General features: G+C 68.5%; 22 protein-coding genes and 1 pseudogene. 17 read left to right on the top strand and 6 right to left on the bottom strand.

The window, feature by feature from the left end:
• The first annotated feature begins 14 nt into the window (after nucleotides 1-14).
• Nucleotides 15-1,133, top strand: coding sequence for a UDP-N-acetylmuramate dehydrogenase (locus P6281_RS23205; RefSeq protein WP_008261216.1), 1,119 nt, complete (start codon nucleotides 15-17; stop codon nucleotides 1,131-1,133).
• A 32-nt stretch (nucleotides 1,134-1,165) separates the two neighbouring features.
• The gene (locus P6281_RS23200) at nucleotides 1,166-2,539 is read left to right on the top strand and encodes a L,D-transpeptidase (protein ID WP_170320630.1); all 1,374 of its coding nucleotides are present in this window, start codon (nucleotides 1,166-1,168) and stop codon (nucleotides 2,537-2,539) included.
• Here P6281_RS23200 and P6281_RS23195 read toward each other — a convergent pair.
• Entirely contained in the window at nucleotides 2,523-3,272 is a 750-nt protein-coding gene (locus P6281_RS23195) for an SDR family oxidoreductase (RefSeq protein WP_008261213.1), read from the bottom strand. The genes P6281_RS23200 and P6281_RS23195 overlap by 17 nt on opposite strands.
• Before the next feature lie 260 nt (nucleotides 3,273-3,532).
• On the opposite strand from P6281_RS23195, the gene P6281_RS23190 reads away from it, so the two are divergent.
• From P6281_RS23190 to regX, 6 genes and pseudogenes are all read left to right on the top strand, one after another.
• Nucleotides 3,533-4,783 carry an ROK family transcriptional regulator gene (locus P6281_RS23190; protein ID WP_196771132.1) on the top strand — a complete coding sequence of 417 codons (1,251 nt, stop codon included), beginning with the start codon at nucleotides 3,533-3,535 and terminating at the stop codon, nucleotides 4,781-4,783.
• A 22-nt stretch (nucleotides 4,784-4,805) separates the two neighbouring features.
• Entirely contained in the window at nucleotides 4,806-6,080 is a 1,275-nt protein-coding gene (gene mshA / locus P6281_RS23185; protein WP_008261209.1) for a D-inositol-3-phosphate glycosyltransferase, read from the top strand.
• Nucleotides 6,077-6,617, top strand: a pseudogene (locus P6281_RS23180) (YbjN domain-containing protein); the annotation flags it as partial. The gene mshA and the pseudogene P6281_RS23180, both read left to right, overlap by 4 nt.
• A gap of 130 nt (nucleotides 6,618-6,747) precedes the next feature.
• A complete protein-coding gene (locus P6281_RS23175) occupies nucleotides 6,748-7,497 on the top strand; it encodes a phosphoglyceromutase (RefSeq protein ID WP_008261207.1) in 750 nt (249 codons plus the stop codon).
• Nucleotides 7,498-7,650: 153 nt separating this feature from the next.
• The gene (locus tag P6281_RS23170; RefSeq protein WP_008261206.1) at nucleotides 7,651-8,880 is read left to right on the top strand and encodes a sensor histidine kinase; all 1,230 of its coding nucleotides are present in this window, start codon (nucleotides 7,651-7,653) and stop codon (nucleotides 8,878-8,880) included.
• 90 nt (nucleotides 8,881-8,970) lie between these two features.
• Entirely contained in the window at nucleotides 8,971-9,654 is a 684-nt protein-coding gene (gene regX / locus P6281_RS23165) for a two-component sensory transduction protein RegX (protein WP_008261205.1), read from the top strand.
• 3 nt (nucleotides 9,655-9,657) lie between these two features.
• Here regX and P6281_RS23160 read toward each other — a convergent pair whose 3' ends face one another.
• Nucleotides 9,658-10,461, bottom strand: a complete 804-nt coding sequence (locus tag P6281_RS23160; protein WP_008261204.1) for a hypothetical protein — start codon at nucleotides 10,459-10,461, stop codon at nucleotides 9,658-9,660.
• 119 nt (nucleotides 10,462-10,580) lie between these two features.
• On the opposite strand from P6281_RS23160, the gene P6281_RS23155 reads away from it, so the two are divergent.
• From P6281_RS23155 to P6281_RS23115, 9 genes are all read left to right on the top strand, one after another.
• Entirely contained in the window at nucleotides 10,581-11,597 is a 1,017-nt protein-coding gene (locus P6281_RS23155; protein ID WP_008261202.1) for a Ppx/GppA phosphatase family protein, read from the top strand.
• On the top strand, nucleotides 11,594-12,550 hold the full coding sequence (locus P6281_RS23150; RefSeq protein ID WP_324738533.1) for a hypothetical protein: 957 nt from the start codon (nucleotides 11,594-11,596) through the stop codon (nucleotides 12,548-12,550). The genes P6281_RS23155 and P6281_RS23150 overlap by 4 nt, the downstream gene beginning before the upstream one ends.
• Before the next feature lie 15 nt (nucleotides 12,551-12,565).
• The gene (locus tag P6281_RS23145) at nucleotides 12,566-13,408 is read left to right on the top strand and encodes a sugar phosphate isomerase/epimerase family protein (protein ID WP_008261198.1); all 843 of its coding nucleotides are present in this window, start codon (nucleotides 12,566-12,568) and stop codon (nucleotides 13,406-13,408) included.
• 25 nt (nucleotides 13,409-13,433) lie between these two features.
• On the top strand, nucleotides 13,434-14,327 hold the full coding sequence (locus P6281_RS23140) for a thioesterase family protein (protein ID WP_014385868.1): 894 nt from the start codon (nucleotides 13,434-13,436) through the stop codon (nucleotides 14,325-14,327).
• Nucleotides 14,328-14,354: 27 nt separating this feature from the next.
• Nucleotides 14,355-15,230 carry a pyrroline-5-carboxylate reductase gene (gene proC / locus P6281_RS23135; protein ID WP_176476855.1) on the top strand — a complete coding sequence of 292 codons (876 nt, stop codon included), beginning with the start codon at nucleotides 14,355-14,357 and terminating at the stop codon, nucleotides 15,228-15,230.
• A 139-nt stretch (nucleotides 15,231-15,369) separates the two neighbouring features.
• Entirely contained in the window at nucleotides 15,370-15,627 is a 258-nt protein-coding gene (locus P6281_RS23130; protein ID WP_026071177.1) for a cell division/environmental response transcriptional regulator, read from the top strand.
• 146 nt (nucleotides 15,628-15,773) lie between these two features.
• Nucleotides 15,774-15,875 carry a 30S ribosomal protein bS22 gene (locus P6281_RS23125; RefSeq protein WP_003402602.1) on the top strand — a complete coding sequence of 34 codons (102 nt, stop codon included), beginning with the start codon at nucleotides 15,774-15,776 and terminating at the stop codon, nucleotides 15,873-15,875.
• Between the two features lie 107 nt (nucleotides 15,876-15,982).
• Nucleotides 15,983-17,110, top strand: a complete 1,128-nt coding sequence (locus P6281_RS23120; protein WP_014385867.1) for an SDR family oxidoreductase — start codon at nucleotides 15,983-15,985, stop codon at nucleotides 17,108-17,110.
• The gene (locus P6281_RS23115; RefSeq protein WP_172417540.1) at nucleotides 17,092-18,180 is read left to right on the top strand and encodes a lysophospholipid acyltransferase family protein; all 1,089 of its coding nucleotides are present in this window, start codon (nucleotides 17,092-17,094) and stop codon (nucleotides 18,178-18,180) included. Before P6281_RS23120 ends, P6281_RS23115 begins: the two co-directional genes overlap by 19 nt.
• Nucleotides 18,181-18,246: 66 nt before the next feature.
• Here P6281_RS23115 and P6281_RS23110 read toward each other — a convergent pair whose 3' ends face one another.
• The 4 genes from P6281_RS23110 to P6281_RS23095 form a co-directional block, all read right to left on the bottom strand.
• Nucleotides 18,247-19,173, bottom strand: a complete 927-nt coding sequence (locus tag P6281_RS23110; protein ID WP_008261174.1) for a cyclopropane mycolic acid synthase family methyltransferase — start codon at nucleotides 19,171-19,173, stop codon at nucleotides 18,247-18,249.
• A complete protein-coding gene (locus P6281_RS23105; protein WP_009955042.1) occupies nucleotides 19,174-19,695 on the bottom strand; it encodes an FAS1-like dehydratase domain-containing protein in 522 nt (173 codons plus the stop codon). It lies immediately after the preceding gene.
• Between the two features lie 44 nt (nucleotides 19,696-19,739).
• Nucleotides 19,740-20,651 carry an HAD family hydrolase gene (locus P6281_RS23100; RefSeq protein WP_008261172.1) on the bottom strand — a complete coding sequence of 304 codons (912 nt, stop codon included), beginning with the start codon at nucleotides 20,649-20,651 and terminating at the stop codon, nucleotides 19,740-19,742.
• Nucleotides 20,652-20,974: 323 nt separating this feature from the next.
• Nucleotides 20,975-21,190 (bottom strand): hypothetical protein, encoded by a 216-nt coding sequence (locus tag P6281_RS23095; protein WP_014381224.1) that lies wholly within the window; start codon nucleotides 21,188-21,190, stop codon nucleotides 20,975-20,977.
• Nucleotides 21,191-21,245: the final 55 nt, after the last annotated feature.

The following is a 21,245-nucleotide window of genomic DNA, read 5'->3' as shown; positions in this document are numbered from 1 at the left end:
TACCGTTACGGGCCATGAAATCCAGCGGTGCCGGTTCGGTGTTCGCCGGTGCGTCGGTGGCCGAGTCGGCGCCACTGGCGCCGCTGACGACCCTGCGGATCGGGCCGATCGCACGGCGCCTCGTCACGTGCACCAACAGCGACCAGGTCGTCGCCGCGCTGGGGCGCCTGGACGCGGAATCGCGTGCGGGACAAGGCGGCCCGGTGCTGGTGTTCGCCGGCGGCTCCAACCTGGTGATCTCCGACACGTGCGCCGACCTGACCGCCGTGAAGCTGGCCAACGACGGCATCACGGTCGACGGCAACCTGATCCGCGCCCAGGCGGGCGCGGTGTGGGACGACGTCGTGCTCGCCGCCATCGAGCACGGCCTCGGCGGGCTGGAATGCCTGTCCGGCATCCCCGGCTCGGCCGGGGCCACCCCGGTGCAGAACGTGGGTGCCTACGGCGCGGAGGTGTCCGACACCATCACGCGGGTAAAGGTGCTCGACCGCGGCACCGGCGAAGTGCGCTGGGTGCCGGGCGGCGAGCTGGGCTTCGGCTACCGCACCAGCGTGTTCAAACGCGGTGGCGCCGGCGGCTTCGAAATCCCTTCCGTCGTACTGGAAGTGGAGTTCGCGCTGGACGCATCGGGGCGCAGCGCGCCGCTGCGCTACGCGGAGTTGGCGGCGGCGCTGAACGTCGGCGTCGGGGAGCGTGCCGAGCCGCGGGCGGTCCGCGAAGCCGTGCTGGCCCTGCGGGCCCGCAAGGGCATGGTGCTCGACCCGGCCGACCACGACACCTGGAGCGTGGGCTCGTTCTTCACCAACCCGGTCGTCGCCCCCGACGTCTACGAGCGGCTGGCGGCGACCGTCGACGGGCCCGTCCCGAACTACCCGGCGCCCGACGGCGTGAAGCTGGCCGCCGGCTGGCTGGTGGAACGGGCCGGCTTCGCCAAGGGCTATCCGGAGCCGGGACCGGGCGGACGCGAAGCGCCCTGCCGGCTGTCCACCAAGCACGCGTTGGCGCTGACCAACCGCGGGGGCGCCCGCGCCGACGACGTGATCGCACTGGCCCGCGCCGTCCGCGACGGCGTCGCGGACGTGTTTGGTGTCACACTGATCCCCGAGCCCGTCCTGCTGGGGTGCAGGCTGTAGCCGCAAAATTTGCCGACGCGGGCCAGACCCCGATTTGTCGCGGGCGGGTCGGCGGATTTTCCCCGGTATCTTTGATTTTCGTGACCCCGTCCCGCGCCCCGCGGCCGTTCAACCGGCGCGTTGCTTTGGCGACCCTCGGGCTCGGCGTGCTCGCCCCCAATGCGCTGGCCGCATGCGGTGGCACGTCCGCGAAACAAGCCGAGAAGAAGGAGCAGCCGGCGCTGCAGCTGAAGTACCAGCCCGCCGACGCCACCCAGAACGTGGTGCCGATCGCCCCGGTCAGCGTCCAGGTGAGCGACGGGTGGTTCCAGCACGTCACGCTGTCGAATTCGTCGGGCAAGGCCGTCGCCGGAACGTTCAACCAGGACCGGACCGTCTACACGACCTCCGAACCCCTGGGCTACGACATGACCTACACGTGGAGCGGCTCGGCCGTCGGGCACGACGGCAAGGCGGTCCCGGTTGCGGGGAAGTTCACCACGGTCTCGCCCAGCAAGAAGATTGGCGGGGCGTTCCAGCTGGCCGACGGCCAGACCGTCGGCGTCGCGGCGCCGATCATCCTGCAGTTCGACGCCCCGATCACCGACAAGGCCGCCGTCGAAAAGGCGCTGACCGTCACGACGAACCCGCCCGTCGAGGGCAGCTGGGCCTGGCTGCCCGACGAGGCGCAGGGCGCCCGCGCGCACTGGCGCACCCGCGAGTACTACCCGGCGGGCACCACCGTCAGCGTCGAGGCCAAGCTGTACGGCCTGCCCTTCGGCGACAGCGCGTACGGCGCCGAGGACATCTCGCTGAACATCCAGATCGGCCGCCGGCAGGTGGTCAAGGCCGAAGTCTCGTCGCACCGCATCCAGGTGGTCCGCGACGAGGGCGTCGTCATGGACTTCCCGTGCAGCTACGGCGAGGCCGACAAAGCGCGCAACGTCACCCGCAACGGCATCCACGTGGTCAGCGAGAAGTACGCCGACTTCTACATGTCCAACCCGGCGGCCGGCTACAACCACATCCACGAACGCTGGGCGGTGCGGATCTCCAACAACGGCGAGTTCATCCACGCCAACCCGGCGAGCGCCGGCGCGCAGGGCAACACCAACGTCACCAACGGCTGCATCAACCTGTCCACGGGTGACGCCGAGCAGTACTACCAGTCGGCGATGTACGGCGACCCGGTCGAAGTGACCGGGAGCTCGATCCAGCTGTCCTACTCCGACGGCGACATCTGGGACTGGGCCGTGGACTGGGACACCTGGGTGGCGATGTCGGCGCTGCCGCCGCCCACCGCGCACCCGCCGTCGACGCAGATCCCGGTCACCGCGCCCGTCACGCCGTCCAACGCGCCGACCCTGTCGGGCACCCCGACCACGACGACGCCCGCCACCACCGGTCCGGCTACCCCCGGCGGTTAAAGCGACTGGCCGACGCCTGGTCGCGCGGCTTCATCACGATCAGGTCCAGATCGACGTGGGCGGGGCGCGAGGCGACGAATCCGATCACCTCGGCCACGTCGGCCGCCACCAACGGGGTGATGCCGGTGTAGACGGCATCCGCGCGCTGTTGGTCGCCGTCGAAGCGCACCAGCGAGAATTCCGTTTCGACGGCCCCCGGGGCGATCTCGGTCAGCCGCACCGGTTTGCCCAGTAGCTCGCCCCGCAGCGTGCGGTGCAGCGCGCCCTGGCCGTGTTTGGCCGCCGTATAGCCGGCGCCGCCGTCGTAAACCTCAAGTGCCGCAACGGAAGTGACGGTGACGATCAGCCCGTCACCGGACTCGATCAGCTTGGGCAGCAACGCGCGGGTGACCCGCAGCGTGCCGATCACGTTGGTCTCCCACATCCACCGCCAGTGGTCGAGTTCGGCATCGGCGACGGGTTCCAGTCCGCGGGCGCCGCCGGCGTTGTTGACCAGCACGTCGACGCGGCTCAGTTTGCTCGCCAGCGCGTCGACGGACGCATCGTCTGTGACATCGGCCACAATCGCGGTGCCGCCGATCTCCTCGGCCAGGTCGCGGATCCGGTCGGCGCGGCGCGCCACCGCGACGATGTGAAAGCCCTGCGCAGCCAGGGTTCGAGCGGTCGCCGCGCCGATTCCGGAGCTGGCTCCCGTGATCACCGCGACGCGTTCATTCCTGCCAGTTTCAACCATCGAAACAACCTTAGTGAACGTGCTAAATTTTCCGTGTGCTTCACAGCGCCCTGTCCGACATCACCACCGCCGCGTGTCTGTGCGCGGCGGGTGCGTGTTGTTGCTGCGCACTTTGCCGCTCCTGACCCCATGCCAGGTGTGGCCAAGATGGCCAGCAAAATTCGGACAAAAGGACGCTCGTGCCCACCAATACCCTCACCCATACCCATCTTTCGGCCGGCCGCGTCGTCGGCTATTCCGGCCAGAAGGGCCACCGCTCGGTGCGCCGGCAGATCGTGCCGCCGGCCTTGCACATCCCCGACTCCGCGGCGGCCTCCGTCTTCCGGGCCGTCCGGCTGCGCGGTCCCGTCGGCCGTGACGTCATCGCCGGCGTCACCTCGCTGAGCATCGCGACGGTCAACCGTCAGGTCATCGCCCTGCTGGAGGCGGGCCTGCTGCGCGAGCGCGCCGACCTGGCCGTCTCGGGCGCGATCGGCCGCCCGCGCGTGCCGGTCGAGGTCAACCACGAGCCGTTCGTGACGCTGGGCATCCACATCGGTGCGCGCACCACCAGCATCGTGGCCACCGACCTGTTCGGCCGCACCCTCGACACCGTCGAGACCCCGACGCCGCGCAACCCGGCCGGGCCCGCGCTGGCGTCGCTGGCCGACAGCGCCCGGCGATACCTGCGGCGTTGGCATCGGCGGCGGCCGCTGTGGGTCGGCGTCGCCATCGGTGGCACCGTCGACGGCGCCACCGGCCAGGTGGACCACCCGCGACTGGGCTGGCGGCAGGCGCCGGTCGGCCAGGTGCTGGCCGACGCGCTGGGCCTGCCGGTTTCGGTGGCCTCGCACGTCGACGCCATGGCCGGAGCCGAGCTGCTGCTGGGCATGCGCCGGTTCCTGCCCAGCTCGCCGACCAGCCTGTACGTCTACGCCCGCGAGACCGTGGGCTACGCGCTGGTGATCGGCGGGCGGGTGCACTGCCCGTCCAGCGGGCCGGGCACCATCGCGAGCCTGCCGGCCCAGTCCGAGCTGCTCGGCGGCACCGGTCAGCTGGAATCCACCGTCAGTGACGAGGCCGTGGTGGCCGTCGCCCGCCAGCAGCGCATCCTGCCGTTCGCCCCGGCGAACCGCGCCAACGGGCCCGCCACCGGCATCGCCGACCTGTTGCGGGTGGCGCGCGCCGGCAACCAGCAGGCCAAGGATCTGCTCGCCGAGCGGGGCCGGGTGCTCGGGGAGGCGGTGGCGTTGCTGCGCGACATGCTCAACCCCGACGAACTGGTCGTCGGCGGCCAGGCGTTCACCGAATACCCCGAGGCGATGGAGCAGGTGGAGGCGGCGTTCGCCGCACGCTCGGTGCTGGGGCCGCGCGACATCCGCCTCACCGCGTTCGGCAACCGGGTGCAGGAGGCCGGCGCGGGGACCGTGTCGCTGTCCGGGCTGTACGCCGACCCGCTGGGCGCGATGCGGCGGGCGGGGGCGCTCGACGCCCGGCTGCACGAGGTCACCCGGGACGAGTCGTCCGCCTGAGCCGTCCTGTAAAGATGACAGGGTGCGCCACGATGACGTTTTCCGGCTGAACGAACCGCGCCGGGTCGCAGTGTTGGCGGTCCACACCTCCCCGCTGGCCCAGCCCGGCACCGGCGACGCAGGCGGCATGAACGTCTACGTGCTGCAGACCGCGTTGCATCTGGCGCGCCGGGGCATCGAGGTGGAGATCTTCACCCGGGCGACCGCGTCCGCCGACCCGCCGGTCGCGCGGGTGGCGCCGGGAGTGCTGGTCCGCAACGTGGTGGCGGGGCCGTTCGAAGGGCTGGACAAATACGATCTGCCCACCCAGCTGTGCGCGTTCGCGGCCGGCGTATTGCGCGCCGAGGCATCCCACGAGCCCGGTTACTACGACATCGTGCACTCGCATTATTGGCTGTCCGGGCAGGTGGGGTGGCTGGCGCGTGACCGCTGGGCGGTGCCGTTGGTGCACACCGCACACACCCTCGCCGCGGTCAAGAACGCGGCGCTGGCCGAGGGGGACTCGCCCGAGCCGCCGCTGCGCACGGTGGGGGAGCAGCAGGTGGTCGACGAGGCCGACCGGCTGATCGTCAACACCGACGACGAGGCCAGGCAGCTGATCACGATTCACCACGCCGACCCGGCGCGGATCGACGTCGTCCATCCCGGCGTGGACCTCGACGTGTTCCGGCCCGGCGATCGTCGGGCCGCCCGGGCCGCGCTGGGCCTGCCACCCGACGAACCCATCGTGGCGTTCGTCGGCCGGATCCAGCCGCTGAAGGCCCCCGACATCGTGTTGCGTGCCGCGGCGAAACTGCCCGGGGTGCGGATCGTCGTGGCGGGCGGACCGTCGGGCAGCGGCCTGGCTTCCCCGGACGGATTGGCCCGCCTGGCCGACGAGCTGGGCATCACCGCGCGGGTGACTTTTTTGCCCCCGCAGTCGCGGTCGAACCTGGCCACCTTGTTCCAGGCCGCCAATGTCGTTGCGGTGCCGAGTTATTCGGAGTCCTTCGGCCTGGTCGCCCTCGAGGCGCAGGCCTGCGGCACCCCGGTGGCGGCGGCCGCGGTCGGCGGGCTGCCGGTGGCCGTGCGCGACGGGGTCACCGGCACGCTGGTCGCCGGGCACGACGTCGATCGATGGGCGGCCGCCCTGGACGGGCTGCTGCGCAGGCCGGCGCCGGCGGCCGGGGAGATGGGCCGCGCGGCCGCCGCCCACGCGGCGACCTTCTCCTGGGATCACACCACCGATGCGCTGCTGGCCAGCTATAGCCGCGCGATCCGCGAGTACACCGCCGAGCGCCGCGAGGTGGGCGCATGAGTTCCTCTACCGATGTGTCACGGGTGATCGAGGATGCCCTGCGGGCAAGCGGGCTGAACTACTCGAAACACGCTGGCGCGCATGGCGGTCCGTCGGGGTTGGTGGTGGAACTGCCCGGTGAGCGCAAGCTCAAGACCAACACCATCCTGAGCGTGGGCGAGCATTCGGTGCGGGTCGAGGCGTTCGTGTGCCGCAAGCCGGACGAGAACCACGAGGGCGTGTACCGGTTCCTGCTCAAGCGCAATCGCCGGCTCTACGGCGTGGCCTACACGCTGGACAACGTCGGCGACATCTACCTGGTGGGCCGCATGTCGCTGCCGTCGGTGGACGCCGACGAGATCGACCGGGTGCTCGGCCAGGTGCTCGAAGCGGTGGACTCGGACTTTAATACGTTGCTGGAGTTGGGTTTTCGCTCGTCGATCCAGAAAGAGTGGGAGTGGCGCGTATCGCGCGGCGAGTCGCTGAAGAACCTGCAGGCGTTCGCCCACCTGATCGACGAAGACGACGATGCAGAGCGCGAAGCGCGATGAGGAGGAGTCGAGCTTTGAGCCGCGAAGACGACGATGCAGAGCGCGAAGCGCGATGAGGAGGAGTCGAGCTTTGAGCCGCGAAGACGACGATGCGGACGACGACGACCGCTGAATGAGCGCGTGAGAGACTAACCGGCATGGGTGACTCCGCCACGCTGATCCTGCTCCGCCACGGTGAAAGCGAATGGAATTCGCTGAACCTGTTCACCGGTTGGGTGGACGTCGGGCTGACCGACAAGGGCCGCACCGAGGCGGTGCGCAGCGGCGAGCTGCTGGCCGAACACAATCTGTTGCCCGACGTCCTCTACACGTCGCTGCTGCGCCGGGCCATCTCCACCGCGCACCTGGCGCTGGACGCCGCCGACCGGCTGTGGATCCCGGTGCGGCGCACCTGGCGGCTCAACGAACGCCATTACGGGGCGCTGCAGGGCCTGGACAAGGCCGAGACCAAGGCGCGCTACGGCGACGACCAGTTCATGGCCTGGCGACGCAGCTACGACACGCCGCCCCCGCCGATCGAGAAGGGCAGCACCTACAGCCAGGACACCGATCCCCGCTACGCCGACATCGGCGGCGGGCCGCTGACCGAGTGCCTCGCCGACGTGGTCGTCCGTTTCCTGCCGTATTTCACCGACGTCATCGTCCCGGACCTGCGCAGCGGCAAGACGGTGCTGATCGTCGCGCACGGCAACTCGCTGCGGGCCCTGGTCAAGCACCTCGATCGGATGTCCGACGACGACATCGTGGGCCTGAACATCCCGACCGGCATCCCGCTGCGCTACGACCTGGACGCCGACCTGCGCCCGGTGGTGCCCGGCGGCACCTATCTGGACCCCGAGGCGGCCGCCGCCGGTGCCGCCGCGGTCGCCGGCCAGGGCCGCCGCTGACGTTTGCGCCCGGCGCAATCCGTCGCGCGAACGCCCCGTTAGCCAAACATCACGTGAACGGGAGCGGAACACCTGTGACGCAAGGTGTGACTTGTCCGATTTTGGCCTCGTTCTGCTAGGGCAGCGTTCAGGAAGATTTGTAGGATTTGCTATGTGACTGTGTTCTCGGCGCTGTTGCTGGCCGGGGTGTTGTCCGTGCTGGCGCTGGCCGCAGGAGTGGCGGTCGGGGTCCGACTGTCGCCGCGCGCGATGCAGCGCCGGCAGCGGGTGAGCACCGAATGGACCGGGATCACCGTCGGGCAGATGCTGGAATGCATCGTGGCGCTGATGCCGGTGGGCGCGGCGGTGGTGGACGTCCACCGCGACGTCGTCTACCTCAACGACCGGGCCAAGGAGCTCGGCCTGGTGCGCGATCGTCAGCTCGATGACCAGGCCTGGGAGGCGGCGCAGCAGGCGCTGACCGGTGTCGATGTCGAGTTCGACCTGCAGCCCTCGAAACGGACGGGCGCCCGGTCCGGGCTATCGGTGCACGGGCAGGCCCGGTTGCTCAGCGAAGAGGACCGCCGGTTCGCCGTGGTCTTCGCCCACGACCAGTCCGACTACGCGCGGATGGAAGCGACCCGGCGCGACTTCGTCGCCAACGTCAGCCACGAGCTCAAGACCCCGGTGGGTGCGATGGCCCTGCTCGCCGAGGCCCTGCTGGCGTCGGCCGACGACTCCGAAACCGTGCGGCGGTTCGCCGAGAAGGTGCTCGTCGAAGCCAACCGTTTGGGGGACATGGTCGCCGAGCTGATCGAGCTGTCCCGGCTGCAGGGCGCCGAACCGCTGCCCAACGTCGTCGACGTCGACGTCGATAAGGTTGTGAGCGAAGCGATTTCGCGTCACAAGGTGGCCGCCGAGAACACCAAGATTGCGGTCCGCACCGACGCCCCCAGCGGGTTGCGGGTGCTCGGCGACGAAACGCTGTTGACCACCGCGCTGGCCAACCTGGTCTCCAACGCGATCGCCTATTCGCCGCCGGGTTCGCCGGTGTCGATCAGCCGTCGCCGCCGCGGCGAGAACGTCGAGATCGCCGTCACGGATCGCGGGATCGGGATCGCCCTGGAAGACCAGGAGCGGGTCTTCGAGCGTTTCTTCCGGGGCGACAAGGCGCGTTCGCGGGCCACCGGCGGCAGCGGGCTGGGCCTGGCCATCGTCAAACACGTCGCGGCTAACCACAACGGCACCATCGGCGTGTGGAGCAAGCCGGGAACCGGATCGACATTCACGCTGTCCATTCCCGCGGCCAAGCCGTCTCCTCGAGACGAGGGCGAATCCGAGCAAGCGCAGGGTCGCGACGTGCGGCCCGACCGGTCCCAACGAGAGGAAGAACTAAGTCGATGACCCGCGCGTACGACGATGCCGAGGAGGAATCGCGCTCATGACCCGCGCGTATGACGATGCAGAGCGTAGCGATGAGGAGGAATCGCGCTGATGACCAGTGTGCTGATCGTGGAGGACGAGGAGTCGCTGGCCGATCCGCTGGCGTTCCTGCTCCGCAAGGAAGGCTTTGAGGCCACCGTGGTGACCGACGGGTCGGCGGCGCTCGCCGAGTTTGACCGCGCCGGCGCCGACATCGTCCTACTTGACCTGATGCTGCCCGGAATGTCTGGCACCGACGTCTGCAAGCAACTGCGGGCGCGTTCCAGCGTGCCGGTGATCATGGTGACCGCCCGCGATAGCGAGATCGACAAGGTCGTGGGTCTCGAGCTGGGCGCGGATGACTATGTGACCAAGCCCTATTCGGCGCGCGAGCTGATCGCGCGGATCCGGGCGGTGTTGCGCCGCGGCGGCGAGGACGACTCCGAGATCAGCGATGGCGTGCTCGAGTCGGGCCCGGTGCGGATGGACGTCGAACGCCACGTCGTGTCGGTCAACGGCGACACGATCACCTTGCCGCTCAAGGAATTCGACCTGCTCGAGTACCTGATGCGCAACAGTGGCCGGGTGCTGACCCGCGGGCAGCTGATCGACCGGGTATGGGGCGCGGACTACGTCGGCGACACCAAGACGCTCGACGTCCACGTCAAGCGCCTGCGGTCCAAGATCGAAGCCGACCCGGCCAACCCGGTGCACCTGGTGACGGTGCGGGGCCTGGGCTACAAGCTGGAGGGCTAGCGGCTACTCGGCGATGCGAGTCGCCGGGTGCACCGCGATGAGTCCTAACTTGCTGCGGCGCTTGCACATTGCGGCCAGCTCCGCGTAGGCCTTGCCGCCCAGCAGTTCGGTGAGTTCGTCGGCCAGGCTTTCCCACACCTGCTTGGCGCCGACGTGGGCGGCCGGGTCGCCGGTGCAGTACCAGTGCAGGTCGGCGCCCCCGGAACCCCAGCCGCGGCGGTCGTATTCGGTGACCCAGGTCTTGAGGATCTCGGTGCCGTCGGGCCGGGTCACCCACTCCTGGCTGCGACGGATCGGCAACTGCCAGCAGACATCCGGCTTCATGGTCAGCGGCGGCACACCGAGCTTGAGGGCCTTGCTGTGCAGCGCGCAGCCGACGCCGCCCGCGAAGCCGGGCCGGTTGAGGAAAATGCACGCGTCCTTGTGCTTGCGGGTGCGGTACTGGGGCTGGCCCTCATGCTCGTCGAGCTCCAGATATCCCTTGCGGCCCAAGCCTTTTTCGCGATACTGCCAGTCGGCGGCGGTCAGCTTTTTCACCGCGTCGTCGAGGCGGGCGCGGTCGTCGTCGTCGGACAAGAACGCGCCGTGTGAGCAACATCCGTCGTCGGGGCGGCCCTCCACCGTGCCCTGGCAGGCGGGCGTGCCGAACACACACGTCCACCGCGAGAGCAGCCAGGTCAGGTCGGCGGCGATCAGGTGCTCGGGGTTGTCGGGGTCGTAGAACTCCACCCATTCGCGGGCGAAATCCAGTTCGACCTCGTGGCCCGGCTGTCCGGGTTCTGGGTGCGAATTCGCCACGGAGTCCACGTTAGACCACATTTCGGCGCGGCCGCGCCGCTGACACTCGTGGCCCGTATGGCCGTGATCACGGTGGGTTAACCGGGTCGCGCAAAAGCCTGCCGGCGACGCCCCGTTAGGTTGTCTACGTGCGATTGGGCGTTCTCGACGTGGGCAGCAACACGGTGCATCTCCTGGTGGTCGATGCCCACCGGGGCGGTCATCCGACGCCGATGAGTTCGACGAAGGCCACCCTGCGGCTGGCCGAGGCCACCGACAGCGCCGGCAAGATCACCAAACGTGGTGCCGAGAAGCTGATCTCCACAATCGACGAATTCGCTAAGATCGCCGACAGTTCGGGCTGCGAGGAGCTGATGGCCTTCGCCACCTCGGCGGTCCGTGATGCCGGCAACTCCGACGACGTGCTAAGCCGGGTGCGCAAGGAGACCGGCGTCGAGTTGCGGGTGCTGACCGGAGTCGACGAGTCGCGGCTGACCTTTCTGGCGGTGCGCCGCTGGTACGGGTGGAGCGCGGGGCGGATCATCAACCTCGACATCGGTGGCGGCTCGCTGGAGATGTCCAGCGGCCTGGACGAGGAGCCCGAAGTCGCGATGTCGCTGCCGCTGGGCGCCGGCCGGCTGACCCGCGAGTGGTTGCCCGACGATCCGCCCGGGCGGCGCCGGGTGGCGATGCTGCGGGATTGGCTGGACGCCGAACTCGCCGAGGCCAGCGCGAAGATCCTCGACGCCGGCAGTCCCGACCTGGCGGTGGCGTCGTCGAAGACGTTCCGCTCGCTGGCGCGGCTCACCGGCGCGGCCCCGTCGGGCGCCGGACCGCGGGTCAAGAGGACGCTGACAGCAAACGGCCTCAGGCAACTCATATCTTTCATCTCTAGGATGACGACCGCTGACCGGGCGGAACTGGAAGGAGTGAGCGCCGAGCGCGCCCCGCAGATCGTGGCGGGTGCGCTGGTGGCGGAGGCGAGCATGCGAGCGCTGTCGATCGAAGTGGTGGATATTTGCCCGTGGGCATTACGGGAAGGTCTCATTCTGCGCAAACTCGACAGTGAAGCCGACGGAACCGCCCTCATGGGCCCGTCGGTGCGTAATGCTGGAGGTCAGGTAGTTGATCGGAATCAGCACCGATCGAGAGGCGACAAACCATGACCGGACCGCACTCCGAGACCGAGAGCCCGGGCACTCGGCCGATCTCGGTGGCCGAATTGCTGGCCAGAAACGGAACCATCGGTGCCCCGGCGGTCACCCGGCGGCGCCGCCGTCGCCGCGGTGACAGCGACGCGGTGACCGTCGCCGAGCTCACCGGCGAAATCCCGGTGGTCCGCGACGACGACGACGCCGAACACGGCGCTACCGACACCATCGAGGCCGTCAAACCCGCCGATTCGCCCGTCGAGGACGTCGCCGCCGAGCCGGTGACCGAAGACAAGCCCAAGACCGCCTACTGGTCCGAGCCCGAGCCGCGCTGGCCCAAGTCGCCGCCGCAGCCCAAGCGGGTGCCGGGCCCCGAGCGCAGCGCCTACCCGCGGCCCTTGGCCAACGGGACCGCCCGGCCCGAGGAGCCCTCCGGCGCCGAGGACATGAGCCCTGATCCGATGGACCATTACGCCGACATCCCCGTCGACGTGATGGATTCCGACGTGCGTGAAGCCGAACCCGCGCTGGAGGACTCCGCCTACGTGCGCTCCTACCTGCGGTCCTCGGGCTCGCTGGACGAGGATCTGGACGAGGACGGGGACGCCGCGCGCGCGGGGTCGCTCGACACCGGACTGCTCGGCCTCGAGGACGAGGACGCTCATGCGGAGGGCGCCGACGCTCACCCGGCGGAGGGCAGGCTCGACGCGCTGTGGCGCGGCGCCGTGGTTGTGCTGCAGTCGATCCTGGCGGTCGCGTTCGGCGGCGGGCTGTTCGTGGCCTTCGACCAACTGTGGCGCTGGAACAGCATCGTGGCGCTGGTGCTCTCGGTGCTGGTCATCCTCGGCCTGGTGGTCGGGGTTCGGGTGGTCCGCAAAACCGAGGACATCGCCAGCACGTTGATCGCGGTCGCGGTGGGTGCGTTGATCACCCTGGGGCCCCTGGCGCTGTCGTTGCAGTCGGGCTAGCGGCGCCCACATCCAGTGCGCCCAGCCATCAAAGTCGGCCTCTCCACGGCTTCGGTGTACCCGTTGCGGGCCGAGGCCGCCTTCGAGTACGCGGCCCGGCTCGGCTACGACGGCGTCGAGCTGATGGTCTGGGCCGAATCGGCGAGTCAGGACGTCGCGGCGGTCAAGAAGCTGTCCAGGCGCTATCGCGTGCCGGTGCTGTCGGTGCACGCGCCGTGCCTGCTGATCTCGCAACGGGTGTGGGGCCCCAACCCGATCCCCAAGCTGGACCGCAGCGTGCGCGTCGCCGAACAGCTGGGCGCGCAGACCGTCGTCGTGCATCCGCCGTTTCGCTGGCAGCGGCGTTACGCCGAGGGGTTCAGCGAGCAGGTGGCGAAGCTGGAATCGTCGAGCGACGTGATGGTCGCGGTGGAGAACATGTTCCCGTTCCGGGCGGACCGGCTCTTCGGGGCCGGCCAGTCGCTGGAACGGATGCGCCGGCGGGGCGGCGGCCCCGGCCCGGCGATTTCGGCGTTCGCGCCCTCCTACGACCCGCTCGACGGCAACCACGCGCACTACACGCTGGACCTGTCCCACACCGCGACGGCGGGAACCGACTCGCTGGACATGGCGCAGCGGATGGGTGCCGGCCTGGTCCACCTGCACCTGTGCGACGGCAATGGTCTGCCCGCCGACGAGCACCTGGTGCCCGGACGCGGCACCCAACCCACCGCCGAGGTGTGCCAGATGCTGGCCGGCGGCCAGTTCGCCGGGCACGTCATCCTGGAGGTGTCGACGTCCAGCGCGCGCTCAGCCAATGAGCGCGAAGCCATGCTCGCCGAGTCGCTGCAGTTCGCCCGCACGCATCTGCTGCGCTGATGATTCAGGAGACCCGCAAAAGTCCATGAACGCGTTATTCACCACCGCAATGTCGTTGCGGGAGGCCGGTTCCGGCGTTTACGAAGGAGAGCTCGACAAGCGCTGGACCATCGGTCCCAAGGTGCACGGCGGCGCGATGCTGGCCCTGTGCGCCAACGCCGCGCGCACCGCCTGCGGCGGACAGCCGGCCGGACCGGACCTGCAACCGGTCGCCGTGTCCGCGAGCTTCCTGTGGGCGCCCGATCCGGGGCCGGTGCAGTTGGTCACGTCGATCCGTAAGCGCGGCCGCCGGATCAGTGTCGTGGACGTCGAGCTCACCCAGGGTGACCGCACCGCGGTGCACGCCGTGGTCAACCTCGGCGAGCCCGAGCATTACCCGGTCGACGATGCGGGCCGTGAAGCGGCCCGAGGAGGAGCCGGGTCATCGAGCAGGCCGGTCGACGGCGCGGTGAAGCCGTTGCTGTCGGCCAACCCGGTGGCCGACCTGATGACGCCCGAACCACCCGACGACATCGAGCCGATCGGCCCCGGGCATCCGCTGGCCGGCCTGGTGCACCTGGGCGAGGGTTGCGACGTGCGGCCGGTGTTGTCGACGATGCAGGTCCGCGACGACGGGCGCCCGCCGGTGATCCAGATGTGGGCACGCCCCCGCGGCGTGGCCCCGGACGCGCTGTTCGCGCTCATGTGCGGCGACCTGTCGGCGCCGGTGACCTTCGCCGTGGACCGCACCGGTTGGGCACCCACCATCCAGCTCACCGCCTTCCTGCGGGGGTTGCCCGCCGACGGCTGGCTGCGCATCATCGCGACCTGCACCGAGATCGGGCACAACTGGTTCGACGAGGACCACACGGTCGTCGACAGCCTCGGGCGCCTGGTGGTGCAGGCCCGCCAGCTGGCGTTGGTCCCTGCCGCTCGCTAGCCGGCGGTGTCTGCGATGCTGTCCGGCATGGCAAGAATCGCGATCATCGGTGGCGGCAGCATCGGGGAGGCACTGCTGTCGGGTCTGCTGCGCGCGGGCCGGCAGGTCAAGGACCTGGTGGTGGTCGAGCGGGTGCCCGAGCGCGCCAAGTATCTGGCCGACACCTATTCGGTGCTGATCACCTCGGTGGCCGAGGCGGTGGAAAACGCGTCGTTCGTCGTGGTCGCGGTGAAGCCCGCCGACGTGGAGTCGGTGATGTCGGAGGTCGCCCGGGCGGCCGCCGCGGCGGAGAGCGATACCGCCGAGCAGGTCTTCGTCACGGTCGCGGCCGGCGTCACCATCGCCTACTTCGAAGCCAAACTTCCGGCCGGGACGCCGGTGGTGCGGGCAATGCCCAACACCGCGGCGCTGGTCGGCGCGGGCGTCACGGCCCTGGCCAAGGGCAGGTTCGTCACCCCGCCGCAGCTGGAGGGCGTCTCGGCCCTGTTCGATTCCGTCGGCGGGGTGCTGAGCGTCCCCGAGGGCCAAATGGACGCCGTCACCGCGCTGTCGGGCTCGGGTCCCGCGTATTTCTTCCTGATGGTCGAGGCGCTCATCGACGCCGGCGTTGCGGCGGGGCTGAGCCGCGAGGTGGCGGGCGATCTGACCGCGCAGACCATGGCAGGCGCGGCGGCGATGCTGCTGGAACGGATGGACGCCGATCGCCGGCTTTCCGAGGCCGAGGCGCCCGGGATGCGGGTGGACGCCACCGCGACGCAGCTGCGGGCGACCGTGACGTCCCCCGGCGGCACCACCGCGGCGGCCCTGCGTGAGCTGGAACGGGGAGGCCTGCGAGCGGCCGTGGATGCGGCGGTTCAGGCCGCCAAAATGCGCTCTGAGCAGCTAAGAATTACATCAGAGTAATCCAAGATTTTTGAACTGATTGTCCCCCACCAGTACCAGTAACCCCATCAGTCCCGCTATTCTCCTCTTTGTAAGCACGTGTCGGTGCCAGCGGAGGGGAAGCCGCTGGCATGCGCGTGCCTGACACGATTGGGTAGCGATGACGTCTACGAATGGGCCATCAACGCGAGATTCTGCAGGTAAGCCGCGGGACACCGGTTCCGTCGATGGCCAGCAGGGCAGGACGCAATTTCTCACCGTCGCCGAGGTGGCCGCGTTGATGCGGGTCTCCAAGATGACGGTCTACCGGTTGGTGCACAACGGCGAACTACCCGCGGTCCGGGTGGGTCGGTCCTTCCGGGTGCACGCCAAGGCCGTCCACGACATGCTGGAGACGTCCTACTTCGACGCGGGCTGACCCGAACCGGTGGCCGCTCGCGGGCGGCACCTGGCTTCGCGGCTCGGCGGCGATCACGCGACGCGGTTTGGCGTTGGGTGCGTCCGGCTGGGTAAAGTGTCCGGGTCCAATCTTTGAAGCAGGTCTCGGTCTAGATAGCGGAGTTCATGGGTTCAGTAATCAAGAAGCGGCGCAAGCGTATGTCGAAGAAGAAGCACCGCAAGCTGCTGCGTCGCACCCGGGTGCAGCGCAGAAAACTCGGCAAGTAACTCCCGCGGCGGCCTTCCTAAGGCCGCCATAAGGTCACCGTAAAAAGGCCCTAACTGGTCGCTTCGCGCCATAGTGCCGCCGTCCCGCCGACCGCTAGGCTGACCGGGTGGATGGGTCGAATGGGGAGAACACCGGGCCGGACGACACCGCCGGCAACGCGGCGCATTACCCCAAAATCGTGCTGGTCACCGGTGCCTGCCGGTTTCTGGGCGGCTACCTGACGGCTCGGCTCGCGCAGAACCCGATGATCAAAGGGGTCATCGCGGTGGACGCGATCGCCCCCAGCAAGGACATGCTGCGCCGGATGGGGCGCGCCGAGTTCGTCCGCGCCGACATCCGTAACCCCTTCATTGCCAAGGTGATTCGCAACGGCGACGTCGACACGGTGGTGCACGCGGCGGCCGCGTCGTACGCTCCGCGGTCCGGCGGCACCGCGGCGTTGAAAGAAATCAACGTGATGGGCGCGATGCAGCTGTTCGCGGCCTGTCAAAAGGCGCCCTCGGTGCGCCGCGTGGTGCTCAAGTCGACGTCGGAGGTGTACGGCTCGAGCGCCCACGATCCGGTGATGTTCACCGAGGACAGCACCAGCCGTCGTCTGTTCCGCGACGGTTTCGCCAAGGACAGCCTCGACATCGAGGCCTATGCGCGCGGATTGGGGCGGCGCCGGCCCGACATCGCCGTGACGATCTTGCGGCTGGCCAACATGATCGGCCCGGCGATGGACACCACGCTGTCGCGTTATCTCGCCGGGCCTTTGGTGCCGACGATGTTCGGCCGCGACGCCCGGCTGCAGTTGTTGCACGAGCAGGACGCCCTCGGCGCGCTGGAGCGCGCGGCCATGGCCGGCAAGGCGGGAACCTTCAACATCGGCGCCGACGGGATCATCATGCTGTCGCAGGCGATCCGTCGGGCGGGCCGAATCCCTTTGCCCGTACCGGGTTTCGGCGTCTGGGCCCTGGACTCGTTGCGCCGCGCCAATCGCTACAACGAGATCAGTCGCGATCAGTTCGATTATTTGAGTTACGGCCGCGTCATGGACACGAGCCGGATGCGCTCGGAACTCAACTACCAGCCGAAATGGACGACGGCGGAGGCCTTTGACGACTATGTTCGCGGCCGAGGCCTGACTCCCATAATCGACCCATATCGGGTACGCTCCTTGGAGAGTCGCGCCATATCTCTAGCCCAGCGCTGGGGTAGCCGAAATCCAATTCCGTGGGGTGGGGTCAGGTAGGTATCGTGGCGGGTGAAACCAGAGCGAATGTCATTCCACTGCATACGAATCGGGGCCGTGTCGCAGCGCGTCGGAGAGCCGACCAGAGGGCAGAGTCGGCCCGCCAGCACCCCTCGTTACTGACCGATCCGCGCGGCCGCGCCTCGGCGGAGCAGATCGCCGCGGTGGTTCGCGAAATCGACGAGCACCGCCGTGCCACGGGGGCATCGCCCGGCGAGGCGCCGCTGAATGAGCTGGCGCAGCGCGTCGCGTCGGTGGCCGCATTCCTCCGCCAGCGGCTGACGGGTGACTACAGCGTCGACGAGTTCGGTTTCGATCCGCACTTCAACAGCGCGATCGTCCGGCCGTTGTTGCGGGTGTTCTTCCGGTCGTGGTTCCGGGTCGAGGTGAGCGGGATCGAGAACCTGCCCGCTGACGGCGCCGCGCTGGTGGTCGCCAATCACGCCGGGGTGCTGCCGTTCGACGGGCTGATGCTGTCGGTGGCCGTGCACGACGAGCACCCCGCGCACCGCGAGCTGCGACTGCTCGCCGCCGACATGGTGTTCGACCTGCCCGTGGTGGGCGAAGCGGCCCGCAAGGCCGGCCACACCATGGCCTGCACGACGGACGCGCACCGGCTGCTCGCCGCCGGCGAGCTCACCGCCGTGTTCCCCGAGGGCTACAAGGGGCTGGGGAAGCGCTTCGAGGACCGCTACCGGCTGCAGCGGTTCGGCCGCGGCGGATTCGTCACCGCCGCGCTGCGGACCAAGGCGCCGATCATCCCCTGCTCGATCATCGGTTCCGAAGAGATCTACCCGATGCTGACCGACGTCAAGTTGCTGGCACGGCTGTTCGGGCTGCCGTACTTCCCGATCACTCCGCTGTTCCCGTTGGCCGGGCCCATGGGCCTGGTGCCGCTGCCGTCGAAATGGCACATCGCCTTCGGTGAGCCGATCTACACCGACGACTACGCGGCCTCCGACGCCGACGACCCGATGGTCACTTTTGAGCTGACCGATCAGGTGCGCGAGACGATCCAGCAGACGCTCTACCGGTTGCTGGCCGGCCGTCGCAACATCTTCTTCGGCTGAGCGGCGCGCCCAAAAGGAAACGCCACCACGGAAACCCGTGGCGGCGTTGACCTTTGAAGTAGTCGACTACTTCACCATGGTGAACTGGCAGACGTTGGTGTAGCCGTCGCGGAACAGATCCGAGCAGCCCCTCAGGTACTTCAGGTAGATGTCGTAGGTCTCCTGCCCCTTGAGGGCGATCGCCTCTTCCTTGTGCGCTTCGAGCGCATCGCCCCAGGCGGTCAGGGTCGGCACGTAGTTCTTGCCGATGAAGTGGTGTCGCTCGATCTTGAAACCCGCGTCCGTCGCGTACTTGTCAACCAGGTCGACCTGGGGCAGCTTTCCGCCGGGGTAGATCTCCTTCAGGATGAAGCTGATGAACCGCAGCAGGGTCATGTTGACCTTCAGGCCCATCGCGTTGCCCTCTTCGCGGGTGGGGACCACGATCGAGTGCAGCAGCATGCGGCCGTCGTCGGGCAGCAGGTCGTAGTACTTCTTGAAGAAGGTGGCGTAGCGCTCGTACCCGGCGTCACCGGCGCCGTCGGCGAAGTGCTCGAACGCGCCCAGCGACACGATCCGGTCGATCGGCACGTCGCCGGGGAATTCCTCCCAGCCCTGGATCCGCACCTCTTTACGGCGGGGGCTGTCCATCTTGTCGAACTCGGCCACGCAGTGGGCGTACTGGTTCTCGCTCAGCGTCAACCCGATCACGTTGACGTCGTACTCCGCCACCGCGTGCCGCATCGTCGAGCCCCAGCCGCTGCCGATGTCGAGCAGCGTCATGCCGGGCTCGAGGTTCAGTTTGTCCAGCGCGAGCTTGCGCTTGGCGTACTGCGCCTCTTCCAGCGTCTTGGTCAGATTCTGTGGGTCCGGGTTTTCGTCGAAGTAACCGCAGCTGTAGGTCATCGACGGGTCAAGCCACAGCTTGAAGAACTCGTTCGACTTGTCGTAGTGCGATCGCACCGCCTCGACCGGCGGGTGCAGCTGCGTTCCGGTTTCCCCCTGTAGTGACATTTACAACGCCCCTAACTTTCCTGCGGATATTGATGCGACCGCCGCAGCGGTTGCCTCGGTCTCGGCTTGGCTTGCGGCTTCCCCCAGCATTGTGACAACGCTGGTGACGATCGGCTTTCCATCGGCATCGGTCACTTCGCTGCGGATTTCCGCCAGCACGGTGCCGTGGGACTCGATCACCGAGTCTAGGTAGGTGTCGAAGAAAAGCCTATCGTGAGCCAGGATCGGGCGGTGGAACTTGAACTTCTGGTCACGGTGAATGACCCTGGCGATGTTGATGGGGATGCTGAACTTCGTGAAGATCTCCAACTGAACGCGGCGCCCGGCGATCGCGAGGAACGTCAACGGCGCCACCATGTCGGTATACCCGGCCCTCCGGGATTCATTCTCGTCGAAATGCGCCGGGTGGTCGTCTTTGATCGCCAGGGCGAACTCACGGATCTTTTCGCGCCCGACCTCGAAGTAGTCCGGTGCGCGGTAATGGCTGCCGATGAGTCCTTCGGCTTCTTTGGGGACTGTCATGCCGCTGTGCTCTCCGCTCGAATATGTCTGCGCGGCGCAGCCTATCAGCGTGATTGCCGTCGAGAGGCCACCGCGGCCAGCGCACCGCCGGCCGCGCCCAGCGCCAATGCCGACGGCACCCCGATCCGGGCCGCTTTGCGGGCGGTGCGGAAGTCGCGAATCTCCCATCCGCGCTCCCGTGCCAGCGCGCGCAGGCGGGCGTCGGGATTGATGGCGACCGCGGTCCCCACCAGCGACAGCATGGGCACGTCGTTGTAGCTATCGGAGTAGGCGGTGCAGCGTTTCAGGTTGAGCCCCTCGCGGATTGCCAGCGACCGCACCGCGTGCGCCTTGCCGGTGCCGTGCAGGATGTCGCCGACCAGCCTGCCGGTGAAGACGCCGTCGACCGATTCCGCGACGGTGCCCAGCGCGCCGGTCAGGCCGAGCCGTCGCGCAATGGTCGCGGCGAGCTCGTAGGGCGTGGCGGTGATCAGCCACACCTGCTGGCCGGCGTCCAGATGCATTTGAGTCAGCTCGCGAGTGCCGGGCCAGATCTTGTCGGCGATGATCTCGTCGTAGATCTCCTCGCCCAGGGCCACCAGCTGCTCGACCGACCGGCCTTCGATGAAGGCGAGCGCCTTGCGCCGGCCCGCGGCGACGTCGTTGCTGTTTTCCTTGCCGAGGACCTGAAACTTGGCCTGGGCGTAAATGAATCCGATCACATCGCGATAGGTGAAGTAGTTGCGCGTGGCCAGCCCACGACCGAAATGCACCGCCGAGGAGCCCTGCACCAAGGTGTTGTCGACGTCGAAGAAGGCGGCGGCGGTGAGGTCGACCGGGGGTTGCGGACGGTCCGGGGCGGCGGCGGCTTCCTCCTGCATGCCCTCGATCGCGCGGGCCGCGCTGGCGTCCGCGCCCAGCGACTCCAAGTCAACGTAACCGGTGTGGTCTGCGTTGACCGGGTCAGAGGAAGTCATCGCCCAACCTCCTAGATCGCTGTGGTGCCTGGTGACCCGGCGGGTGCCCGATATCCAACCCTATCGGGCAGTTGGCGTGGGGGCGGGTATGGCTGCCGGGCTGATGCCCCGGGCTGCCGAGCTGCCGGGCTGCCGGGCTGCCGAGCTGATGCCCCGGCTGCCGAGCTGCCGGGCTGCCGGGCTGATGCCTCGGGCCGCCGAGTGTGACGCTGGCGTCACGTTCGACGCCGAGTGTGACTGCAGCGTCACACTCGTGGCTGGGCAGGCCGGGTTGGTCGGGGCGCGACAAGACTTGTCCGTGGGCGTCAGTGCAGGAAACGGCCCTAAGCTTCCTTGTTGGGATCCCACTCGGTACCGGATGTGTCATCCCAAAATTTCGGCGAGACGTCTGTTTTGCGGTCTTCTGGCGCAACAGTGTCGACTCTGGCCTGAAATTCGTCGAAGGCCTTTCTTGCGCGCGCTAATTCTTCTTCTGTTGGCGCGCTGACACCGGCTTCTTCTGGCGTCGAAAAAGTCTTACCGGCAATCTTTTTGCTCATTGAGGACTCCCATCATGACAAGAAGGTGTGAGCCAACAGTAGTCAGCGCTCCATC

It is taken from the genome of Mycobacterium sp. 5-140-3-2, assembly GCF_035666375.1.
GTDB classification, from domain to species: domain Bacteria; phylum Actinomycetota; class Actinomycetes; order Mycobacteriales; family Mycobacteriaceae; genus Mycobacterium; species Mycobacterium intracellulare.
This window is presented reverse-complemented; position numbering and strand designations above follow the sequence as displayed.